Below are 6,340 nucleotides of genomic sequence, written 5' to 3'. Positions count from 1 at the left end.
TATTTTTCCGGTTTTGTCTATTGAGGCTCAGCAACTTCAACCACCTGGTTCAAATTCAGAACCTGAATTTCGACCACTGAACCTGAACCGAGGTTTGTGAGTGACCCAAAAGGACGGAAAACTGGAAAAACAATTTTACAAACAGGATTTTGAGAGAGTGGGCTGTTTGCACAAAATCTAGGCGAAGAGGGTGATGGCTCGTAGCCCAGGGTGGAGTCATCGAAACCCTGGGTTGACGGTCATTCCCAATTTCTCCCGCCCCACCGGCAACCGCCTACGGCGGTTGCCGGTGGGGCGGGAGGTCGGTCGGGCCGTTGGTCCCAGGGTTGCACTCTGGACTAGCGTGCCTGCCGCCCAGTTCCTGAGCTCAACACTCGGTTTTTTATTAAAACCTCGCTGTAGTACTAACCACTAACCACTTTCTCAATTCTTCATTCTTCATTTGCCTTTCATTTCGCGGATGAGTTGGTCCAGGGCGCGTTCGCGGCTTTCCTGTTGTTTGGTTTTCATGTAGAGCACTGGTGGGGCAACGCGGTCCTGACACTCATCGGAAGAAAGATTGCATCGTTCGCAGGTTAAATTCACCACCACCTCGGGAATGTTGGGATCGTTCCAGAAGTTGACTTTGCGGCGAAAGGCATCATTCATCAGGATGCAAATCGAGACACTCGAAAAATCCCGGTCGGCCAGCGCCAGCGGGCGAGCGAGTGTGATGTTGAAATATTCTTTTCCATCATCGAGAAATTTCAGCCGTTCCACGCAAATTTCAAAATGATCGGCTGAATCCGGTTTGGCAGATTTCATCATTTGTTTGAGCAACCGAATGGCCGGCCAGCGATGGCAGTAATGTTCGTTCATGGCCTCGTGCGGAATCGGCACCGATGACATATTAAACACTTTGGTGAGCCGGTATTTTTTTGGATCTGAGCGGTTCGTGTTAAACCGCACAAAGAACAAATCATTGAATCCAAAGAGTTTCGGGAGTACCTCCGTCAACCGGTAGAAAAACATTTCCGGCGTGACGGTATAGCGGCGCAACATCAGCGACAAGGCATCATTGCTCCACCGGTCGCGTTGAAAATACAGGTTCAGATCCTGTTCCAGAATATCGCGGTGCATCATCAGTGCTCCGGCAAAATACGAAGCCTTGAAATTGTTGAGAACCTGCTCAAACGATTCGACGCGCAGCCAGGACGACGTGGCGGCGCGTTCTTCGAGCCCTAAATGGGCATAGCCAATTTCCCGGCCAAAAATGAATGCCTTTTGAGACGGCAGCAGCCGACTATTGATCAGGAGCCGGGGTGTTTTCCCTGGCACCCAGATTGAGCGAAAATCGCGCAATTCGGGAATGGACTCCAGTTTCTGGTCGTCCAGTTTATAGCCATAGGTGCTGACCAGGGTTTTCTCCAGGTCAGTGAGTGAAACACTTGGCTGATCCTGCCACCCCTGGGCTTTGCGAAATTCCATGGCGGCGGTTTCAAGGTCTTCGAAATAATTCCCATTCATTTGTTGATATGAGCGCAGGGCGGCAAACAGGAAATGCTCGACCCGCACGTCATAGACGTGGCTGATCTCAAGAAACGTATGGACCAGCGCCCGGATTTTCTCAGGGGCGTCCACAATCAGATGGAGGAGTTCCTTGGGCTGAACACCAAACAGGTGAAAAGGGAAGCTTTGGATAAAGGGTGAATCCAGAATGGATTTGAGTGGATCGAGGGCTTCGTCCACTTTCATGGAGACCAGTTCGTCAAACTGAACGCCAAGGGCAGTCGCCAGATGAAGAATTTTTTCGGGCTTGGGGTATTTTTTCCCCTTTTCAATCTCGCTCAGGTACGAAACGGAAAGTCCAGTTTCTTCAGCTAAGTCTTTGAGTGAAAAGCCTTTTTCGTGGCGAAACGTTTTGAGTTTGAGCCCTAAGATAAAATTAACATTATCGGCATGGAAGGCCATAGTGTGATTCCAGAGATGGGAAGGTTGCAGATGGTTTAAATTTCGCAAAAAGTGAAATCGGAAAAATTAGCGAAATTTCGCTTGACAGAGAGAATTCGCTCAGAGTATACATTCCGCACGTTCAATGCGCCACATCACAGCGCATAATCTAATCATCAAAATTACTTCGTCACTTCATTTCGTCAATCTTGAGTTTGGTTTGATACTTGCTTCCTTTATTTGAGGGGCAGCCATGTGCCTCCTTATTTCGCAGAATTGGGGAAAAAACCGCTATGGAAGCTCAACAGCGCCTGATCGAAACCAATGACCCGCACCAGTGGGTGAATTTAGCTCCCGGATTTGAAATTTATCGCGCTGCCTGGACCGAAGCCGCTCAGGCGGTATTGACTCGTGAAGCGATTGAACTAATTGCCAATCTTCATCGGGCCTTCAATCCTGAACGCCTGGAATTACTGGCGGCCCGTCAGCAACGTCAGGCAAAGATTGATGCCGGAGAATTGCCGACCTATCTGCCAAAAGATTCGGTTGCCGTGGTCACCGATTGGAACGTGGCCCCAATTCCATCCGATTTGCTGCGCCGCCGGGTGGAAATCACTGGCCCGGTCAATAGCACCAAGATGGTGATCAACATGCTCAGCCGAAACGCCGAAGGTGGGCGGGCGGATACGGCGATGTTGGATTTTGAAGATTCAATGAAGCCGTCCTGGACCAATGTGATCCAGGGCGTTCATAACGTCATCGGAGCAATTGAAAAAACGCTTTCCTACACCCAGCCGGGTGAAAAAGGCCAGCCCGACAAGGTGTATAAACTTGATCCCGCCGATATGGCCGTGGTGATGGTTCGTGTTCGTGGGCTGCATTTGACCGAATCAAACATTCGCATTGATGGCAGCCCAATCCACGGTGGTTTGATGGATTTTGCCCTGTGTATGCTCCACACGGCAAAAACCTTGATCGCCCAGGGCGCCACACCGAAGTATTATATTCCCAAATGCGAGCATTATCTGGAAGCTCGCTGGTGGAACAACCTGTTTGCCGCGGTCCAGCAAGCCCTCGATATCCCGGTGGGCACGCTGCGTGCCACATTTCTGATTGAAACGCTTCCGGCTGCCTTTCAAATGGAAGAAATTCTGTATGAAATCCGCGAGCACGCCGCCGGATTGAATGTAGGCCGGTGGGACAAGATTTTCAGCGACATCAAAGTGTTGAAAAACCACAAAGATCGCATCCTGGCGGATCGAGCCACAATTGGGTTGAATCGCCCGTGGATGAAAAATTATGCCCTGCGTCTGATCAAGATCTGCCATTCCCGTGGTGCCTTTGCGATGGGTGGAATGGCGGCCTTCACACCGGGCAAAACCCGTGAAATGCGCGATGCACAATTTGCCAAGGTTCGAGAAGATAAAGAACTTGAAGCCTCAATGGGGCACGATGGCTGCTGGGTGTCGCACCCGTTTTTCATTGGCATTGCGATGTCGGCCTTTACTCGTGATAACCAGTTGGATGTGCTTCTGGAAGATTTTGACAAATATCCGGATCTGATTCCGGAGCCATCCGGCGCCAAAACACTGGCTGGCGTGCGCAAAAACGTTCGGGTTGGAATTGCCTACCAGAACGGTTGGAACCAGGATATCGGCTGCGTGGCCTGGGATAATTTGATGGAAGATCTGGCCACCCTGGAAATTTCACGCGCCCAGACCTGGCAGTGGCTCCACAACCGGGTGACGCTTGACGACGGCCAGGTGGTCACACCCGAACTGATCAAACAGGTCTTTGAAGAAGAATACAACCGGATCGTGACTGAAATCCGTGAAGAGATGACCGGCGCGCCTGAAGCAAGAGTTGAAGCCGTCATCGCCGGTTTTCTAAAAGCTCGTGAAGATGCCGAAGCGCTCTTCACCAAAGAAGAATTCCCTGATTTTCTAAGTTTGTCATCAGATTTCGCCTCCTGATTCTGATGCTGGAGTGTCTGGTGCCTCCTCGAATTGTACTTGCTGCCCACGTCTTTATTTTAATTTTTTGATCGAAGTACAACGTCGAAGTACCAGTAAAAGAAGAATTTACTTACGCTGGAAAGGATACAAAACTTATGACCGTTTACGAGATGTATGAAAACTGGAAAACCAACGAACGCTGGGCTGGAATTGACCGGCCTTATACCCCGGAAGATGTGTTGAAGCTGCGCAATACCGTTGAAATCAAATATTCACTGGCGGAGCTGGGTGCCAAGCGGTTGTGGGACCTGTTGAACACCGAGGATTATGTGCATGCGTTGGGTGCCTTAACTGGGAATCAAGCCATGCAACAGGTCAAAGCTGGGCTCAAGGCAATTTACCTCAGCGGTTGGCAGGTCGCAGCAGACGCAAATTTAGCCGGGCAAATGTATCCAGACCAGAGTTTGTATCCTTCAAACAGTGTTCCAAGTGTTGTACGTCGTATCAACCAGACGTTGCTTCGGGCCGACCAAATTTACCACTCTGAAGGAAAAGATGGTACCTATTGGCTGGCACCTATTGTTGCAGACGCAGAAGCTGGATTTGGCGGCCCGTTGCACGCATATGAACTGATGAAAGCGATGATCGAAGCCGGCGCGGCTGGGGTTCACTTTGAAGACCAGCTTGCTTCGGAAAAGAAATGTGGTCACCTGGGTGGAAAGGTTCTGGTTCCAACCAGCCATTTCATTCGGATCCTGACAGCGGCCCGGCTTGCCGCTGACGTGATGAACGTCCCCTCGCTGGTGATTGCACGCACTGACGCCGATAGCGCTCAGTTGCTGACCAGCGACGTTGATCCGGCTGATCATCGGTTTATGACCGGTGAACGAACCGCAGAAGGCTTTTACCGCATCAGGAGCGGCCTCGACACCGCCATTGCTCGCGGTTTGGCCTACGCGCCGTACGCCGATTTGATCTGGTGCGAAACTTCAACACCGAACCTGGAAGAAGCAAAGCGGTTTGCTGAAGCGATTCGGAAAGAGTACCCCGGCAAAATGCTGGCGTATAACTGCTCGCCATCATTTAACTGGGAAGCCAAGCTGGATTCGGCGACGATTGCCCGCTTCCAACGTGAACTGGGCGCGATGGGCTACAAATTCCAATTTGTGACCCTGGCTGGGTTCCACTCGCTCAATTACAGCATGTTCAATCTGGCTCAGGGCTATCGCGACCGTGGCATGGCGGCCTATTCAGAGTTGCAACGGGCTGAATTTGCCAGCGAAATTGATGGCTACACCGCCACCAAGCACCAACGCGAAGTCGGCACGGGCTATTTTGACAAAGTGTCTGAAATTATTTCGAATGGCACGTCGAGCACTCGTGCCATGGCTGGCTCAACCGAAATCGAACAGTTTGTCTAAGGAAATGAAGAATAAAGAAATCTTTTAGTGGTTAGTGGTTAGTGGCTAGTGCTTAGAAATTAATACTTTCGAAGAATCACTAACCACCAATCACTAATCACTAATCACTTTCTTCATTTGGTTTTCTCCTTCCTTACACGTACCCCGCCTGGATCTTCGGGCGGGGTTTTTGTGTTTTGGACCTGGAAACTGAAAAAAATACTCTCTTTTTCGGAAACCCTTTCGCTTCGCGTGCGATTAAGCCACCATTGCAAACATTTCAGTTCAGTTTTTGATGGAGGACACCCATGCCACAGTTTCAAAACCCACTCGATAACGTCAAAGTTGCGGCGCCCTGTTCAGCCAACTGGGATTCAATGGTTGGAAATCATCGGGTTCGATTTTGTGGGCAGTGCAGTAAGAATGTGTACAACCTGTCAGCCATGAGCCGGCCAGAAGCCGAACGACTGATTGTTGAAACCGAAGGCAATCTGTGTGTCAGGTTTTATCAACGCCAGGATGGCTCGATTTTGACGGAAAACTGTCCGGTTGGAGTGGCTGCTCTTCGCAAGCGAGTGGCAAAAGTTGGTGGGGCCATTGTGGCACTGTGTATTGGGTTCTTTTCCGGAATCAGCCTCTATTTGGGAATGGGAGGGAAGTTGCCGTTCTGGTCAAAAGCTCCGGTAGTTTCACCCCGGCCAGAACCGCTGATGGGCGCGATTGCCCTGGTTCCACCACCAACGCTACCAACGCCACATTGTCAGCCGACAATGGGAAAAATGATGGCACCAGTGCAGATCAACTCGCCCAAAAAGCCTGCACCAACCCCCGTGGACGAACTCAATACCCCTGAAAACAGAAAGAAATGAAGAATGTGGTTAGTGGTTAGGGAGTCGGATGGAAATATCATACCACCAGGGTTCAGGGTTCAGGGTTGTTGAATATCATTAAATCGTATACAGGAAAGTATCATAAATTGTATACACTTTCGGAAACAAAAAAGTGAGCTAAAGTGTCATCCTCTAGTTAAGAAGGAGGAGAAAAACAATGGCTCAC

General features: G+C 50.2%; 4 protein-coding genes. 3 read left to right on the top strand and 1 reads right to left on the bottom strand.

Annotation, left to right across the window (positions count from 1 at the left end):
- Positions 1–438: 438 nt before the first annotated feature.
- Positions 439–1,950: a helix-turn-helix domain-containing protein gene (locus HY774_04715; GenBank protein ID MBI4747764.1), complete on the bottom strand. Its 1,512-nt coding sequence runs from the start codon at positions 1,948–1,950 to the stop codon at positions 439–441.
- Positions 1,951–2,222: 272 nt separating this feature from the next.
- Here HY774_04715 and aceB point away from each other — a divergent pair, with 272 nt between their 5' ends.
- From aceB to HY774_04700, 3 genes are all read left to right on the top strand, one after another.
- On the top strand, positions 2,223–3,902 hold the full coding sequence (aceB, locus tag HY774_04710; GenBank protein ID MBI4747763.1) for a malate synthase A: 1,680 nt from the start codon (positions 2,223–2,225) through the stop codon (positions 3,900–3,902).
- Between the two features lie 137 nt (positions 3,903–4,039).
- Positions 4,040–5,305, top strand: coding sequence for an isocitrate lyase (aceA, locus tag HY774_04705; protein ID MBI4747762.1), 1,266 nt, complete (start codon positions 4,040–4,042; stop codon positions 5,303–5,305).
- Positions 5,306–5,592: 287 nt separating this feature from the next.
- The gene (locus HY774_04700) at positions 5,593–6,153 is read left to right on the top strand and encodes a hypothetical protein (GenBank protein MBI4747761.1); all 561 of its coding nucleotides are present in this window, start codon (positions 5,593–5,595) and stop codon (positions 6,151–6,153) included.
- Positions 6,154–6,340: the final 187 nt, after the last annotated feature.

It is taken from the genome of Acidobacteriota bacterium (assembly GCA_016208495.1).
Classification (GTDB): domain Bacteria; phylum Acidobacteriota; class Blastocatellia; order Chloracidobacteriales; family Chloracidobacteriaceae; genus JACQXX01.
Note: the sequence above shows the minus strand (reverse complement) of the source record. Positions and strands in the feature narration are given on the sequence as shown.